Source organism: Novipirellula sp., from assembly GCF_041583735.1.
Taxonomy (GTDB): domain Bacteria; phylum Planctomycetota; class Planctomycetia; order Pirellulales; family Pirellulaceae; genus Novipirellula.
The window spans coordinates 1-4,566 of the sequence record NZ_JBFHFD010000689.1 but is presented as its reverse complement, the minus strand read 5'-3'; the positions used below and the strand labels follow the sequence as shown (position 1 = coordinate 4,566).

4 protein-coding genes are annotated in these 4,566 nt (G+C 54.2%); all 4 read left to right on the top strand.

Annotation, left to right across the window (positions count from 1 at the left end; genetic code table 11):
* The first annotated feature begins 555 nt into the window (after nt 1-555).
* The gene (ltrA, locus tag ABX962_RS31005) at nt 556-1,872 is read left to right on the top strand and encodes a group II intron reverse transcriptase/maturase (RefSeq protein ID WP_372725393.1); all 1,317 of its coding nucleotides are present in this window, start codon (nt 556-558) and stop codon (nt 1,870-1,872) included.
* Between the two features lie 299 nt (nt 1,873-2,171).
* The gene (locus ABX962_RS31000) at nt 2,172-3,035 is read left to right on the top strand and encodes a hypothetical protein (RefSeq protein WP_372725392.1); all 864 of its coding nucleotides are present in this window, start codon (nt 2,172-2,174) and stop codon (nt 3,033-3,035) included.
* A complete protein-coding gene (locus ABX962_RS30995; RefSeq protein WP_372725390.1) occupies nt 3,035-3,175 on the top strand; it encodes a hypothetical protein in 141 nt (46 codons plus the stop codon). The genes ABX962_RS31000 and ABX962_RS30995 overlap by 1 nt, the downstream gene beginning before the upstream one ends.
* A 470-nt stretch (nt 3,176-3,645) precedes the next feature.
* Entirely contained in the window at nt 3,646-4,044 is a 399-nt protein-coding gene (locus tag ABX962_RS30990; protein ID WP_372725388.1) for a hypothetical protein, read from the top strand.
* The last annotated feature ends 522 nt before the right edge of the window (nt 4,045-4,566 follow it).

Below are 4,566 nucleotides of genomic sequence, written 5' to 3'. Positions count from 1 at the left end.
ACGTTGCGGACTGGAAATGGTTTGAAGACGAGCGGGTGTGAATCCCGCCTGAGTAACCGCTAGCCACGGGCTCAGTATCGAGTTTTGCTGCGTTGATATAAGACGCAAGTCGAAGTTCAACGTTGATGCGTAAATACGAAAGGTAGTGAGGGTGAAAGGTATCGGCTGGCTGCCGAGCCCTGAACGAGATTGAGCTCCGAAATCATGGTTTCCTGTTGGATACTGCCCAAGGTCTGTGCATGCCCGAAGGCGAAACTCGCGGTCGCGTCTTGGCGAGCGACATCGAGAGTCCCGGAGTCGAAGATCCACTCGCGCTACACACTGCGTCTTCAAGGCAACCAGTGACGCCCAAAAGTTCTTGATCTGATTATGAACTCCAATCATGACAAGTCGAGTATGCCCGCGAAGCCGAAAAGGCAACAGAGGCAAATGACTCTTTGGGAATCGGATGACTGCATAGTACCGTTGACTTCGGGTAACGCCGAACGAGGGAAGGCGGTCAGGCCGACACGCGATTCCAGCCGACCACCTGCCACTCACAGAAGTGGAACGCCGGTGTATGATCGACTGGATCGCATCACCACGAGAGCGGAGGGCGACGCAGCAGCGACGTTTAGCAACCTCTTTTCGTTGCTCAATACTGAACTGCTGTTCTACGCTTTCCGACGACTCAAGCGAGACAAAGCACCGGGGATCGACGGGGTCACGGTGGACGATTACGAAGAGAATTTGCAAGGCAACTTGCAAGCTCTCGAAGATCGAATCCATCGCGGCAGCTATCGTCCTCAGCCGAGTTTACGCCGAGACATTCCCAAAGGAGACGGTAAAACGCGACCTTTAGGAATCGCTTGCGTGGAAGATAAGATAGTCCAGCGGGCGATCGTCATGGTCTTGGAACGCATCTACGAGGTGGATTTTCATGATACCTCGTACGGTTACCGGCCCAAGCGAAGCTGCCACCAAGCACTGGCCGATCTGGGCCAGACGATCACACGCCGACGAGTCAACTGGGTACTCGACGCTGACATTAAAGGGTTCTTTGACAATGTTGATTTCGGGAAGCTCAGGGAGCTTCTCGGGAGACGCATCGAAGACTCGCGAATGCTGCGGCTGATTACCAAGTTTCTGTACGCCGGAGTGATGATTCAAGACAAACGTTACGCCACCACGGAAGGCGTTGCGCAAGGTTCGGTTCTTTCTCCACTGCTAGCCAATGTGTACTTGCACTACGCGCTGGACGAGTGGTTCGAGCAGCAGGTGAAGCCTCGTCTCAAAGGCGAGGCCTCGATTATCCGCTTTGCGGATGATTTCATCTGCACGTTTGAGCGAGAATCGGACGCGTTGCGTTTTCGTGAGGTGTTGACCAAACGTCTTGGTCGGTATTCGTTAGAGTTAGCCGAGGAGAAGACGAAGTTGCTCCGTTTCGGCCGTTTTGCCAGTCGCGATTGCCAGCGGTTGGGTGAAGGGGCTCCGGGCACATTCGACTTCCTTGGCTTCATGCATTACTGCGGCACAAGCCGCGCTGGAAAGTTCAAACTGAAACGGAGGACATCGGCAAAGAAGTTTCGATCGAAGATCCGCGAGCTCAAAGACTGGTTCCGCACCAAGTTGACGACGCCGCACAACGAGGTCTGGCCAACGTTGGTCCGCAAACTCCAGGGACACTTTCAGTATTACAATGTCAATGACAATTGGGAGATGCTGATGAAGTTCCGGGAGGCGGCACGAAAGTTAGGTCTTCGTTGGATGCGTCGTCGTAGTCAGAAGGGGCGAAATCTCAGTTGGGAAGCTTACGGACTCTACCTCGAGCGACACCCGTTGCCGAATCCGGGACAGATTACGGACTTGATCGCGATGGGGAGTGCAAAGTGATGCCAGGTGAGAAGTGTCGGCTGGGAGCCGGATGCGTTAACGGCGCCAGTCCGGTTCTAAGAGGGTTCGGTGATCAATTGGACAAGGATCAAATATTGTGACACCACAAGGAGAAATCTGTGGCAAACCGTGAACACAAAGCGTATCCTAACATCCGAGAGACACCGTTCTACTCGCCCGGAGCCGGGCTTGCGCGCTTTCACGAATGGAAAATCAACTTTCCCGGCCCGGTGACGGGCACCGTTCTGCGATAAACAACCGTGACTCTACTTGATGAACTACTCACGCTGCCGCCTTCAATGCGACGTCTCCGCCTTGGACACGGCGATACTCGTGATGCGTTAGTGGCTCTGGGAACCGAGGCCGGAATCGCTTGGCTCGAAGAACACATTGAGTCACCGATTGGCCCTGAATGGGGCCGCTTGCTTTATGCGCTGGAACCTGAATGGGCACATTTCGACCGCTGGATCCGTGCCAGCAAACTTCACTGTTTGGCTGCCATCGACGCACTTCTGTCCTTTACACCGAGCCCATACTCCGATGACGACAAAGAGCCTGAATTGCCATCGGGTGCCGATCCTGCTGCGATCAACGACGCATTAAATCATGCGTTGACTCACTACGACAACCCGCGATTACAGGACGCGGCAAAGAGAATCCGTCATGTCTGGCCGGTTGGCGCACCCACGCGACATGCGATTGACATCCCCGACCCACTCGAAGAATTTGCAACGATTCTTTTTGGCAACGACGCCACGCTGATGAACCGTTGGAACGAGTCACTTGCAACCGCACTGAACGCTCCAGAGAATGCCGCGGATTATTGGCATTCTCTGTTGCAATTCAGTGACAGAACCGATGTTGTCGCCGACGTCGACTGGCGTACATTCCCAGACTCTATCGTTGGACGCCTGCAAAGCCTTCGATCGGCTAACGGATTGCCTATTCCGTGGAAGGTATACGCAAACTACGATGGCGAAATCGAAGACCTATTCCGTGAACTCAACGCCGAAGTCAAGGGCTCTGAACGGTCGCTGGTGTCGGTGGATACTGGCGGTGATTCCTACGCCCTTGTATTTGTCGATTCTGGTGCGATACCGAATCTTGAATCTCTGATTGCATCCGCATTGAAAGAGCCGTCAACGATTCAGAAATTTGAATAGTGTCCCGTAAAACCGAATCGCAAATCCATGCACCGGAGTGGCGGTGGCCAGCGGTTTCTGAAGTCAAAGTCAACTGCCGCCACCCGGTGATGGCGGTCGTTCTTGCGACGACGATTCGCAGCCTACTGGATTCGCAATAGTTGTCCGGGTCTCGAACGTTTTCCTCAGTTCAAGTCATCAGCGACATCGCATCGGGCGAACGTCACTTCCAATAGAACTTCCTGAATGTTGAAGCCTTCTCGTCGGACCAATGCGCGGTCGGTCTTAACCACAGATTTACACAGATGGACACAGACCTGATTGATCGCGATTTGTATCTGTGTGCATCTGCGTATATCTGTGGTTGTTAATGACGCCCAGAACGAATCGGCGCTAAATCGCTGTGTGTCCGATTCTGTGTTGCCGTTTGTTGCTCGGGCCGACTTCGTCCGGTACTCTAAGGTTCGCGACCTTCGTCCCCTTGGCGAGTCGTCTGTCACGCACACCCAGCGCAAGAACCAAGTGGTGCACATGAGTGGCGGCAACGTATTTTTGTGACCACAACATCCTGGGTCGCCACCGTGTGACCACCGCCGTTATCGCAACCAGTCTTGTGAACCATAGGTGACTCGTGGCTCAACGCCAATCACAGAGCATCGAAGCGATCATCGAGCGATACGAAGAGGGCCTCTACGCAAATGCAGAAGCGACTTTTGCAATCATCCAGTCAGTGACTCCGGAATCCGTTGCTTCGTTGTTCCAGCTTCCTCCTCCACTCGGAGAGCGCTTGAACGAACGAATCGCGACTGCACCGAACACCGACAGTGAATGGGCGAACGCGAATCTCCGCTCGGCTTACATCAGAAGCAACATTTCGGGCGAAAAACCGTCGCTGCCGAGCGACGCGGCACTCGCGATCCAGAAGGAGCGATATAGAGTCGGCATCGAACTGATTCGGTCATACTGCGAAGAGCATTTGCCGGTGTGGTACATCCGAGCCTCCGGCTACAATGCTGATGCCTCCAACTAATGCTACGTTAAAATGCGATAACCATGACGTGCACACGGAGGACGGCATGAGGCGTTTACAAATGGACAATCTAACTGCCGTCCCCGGTGACGTCGGCCGTTATCGCAACTAGCCGCGTGGACTGCGTTGATGTTCAAGTCATTCCATCACTGGCGTAACAAGCGAAGTTCCCGTTGGTGATCGTGCAACATTTTGTCATCGCAGTCCGTTACACTAGCATCACTGGTCGATCCCAACGGTTGTCTGCTTGACGGGCCACCCACGGGGCGGAACGCCACTGCAACCATACTCGATTCATGCTTGCTGCGATCTGCGATAACCATGCGATGGTGACGGAGCGGCGGCATCGTGTTTGCAAAGTGGCTCAATCATCCTTCGCCGCCCGCACATCGCTCCCGTTCGTCGATATTTGGAGCTCGCTGTGACGATTCGACATACGCTATGGTTAACCGCCCTTGCCGCCGTCGGCTTTGCGTTGTTGGGTTGGAACCTGGGCGTTGCAAGCCTTTTGCTTTCGTTATT

Coding starts and splice junctions, on each gene's coding strand:
- ABX962_RS31000 (WP_372725392.1), top strand. CDS start 2,172: ATGCGACGTCTCCGCCTTGGACACGGCGATACTCGTGATGCGTTAGTG.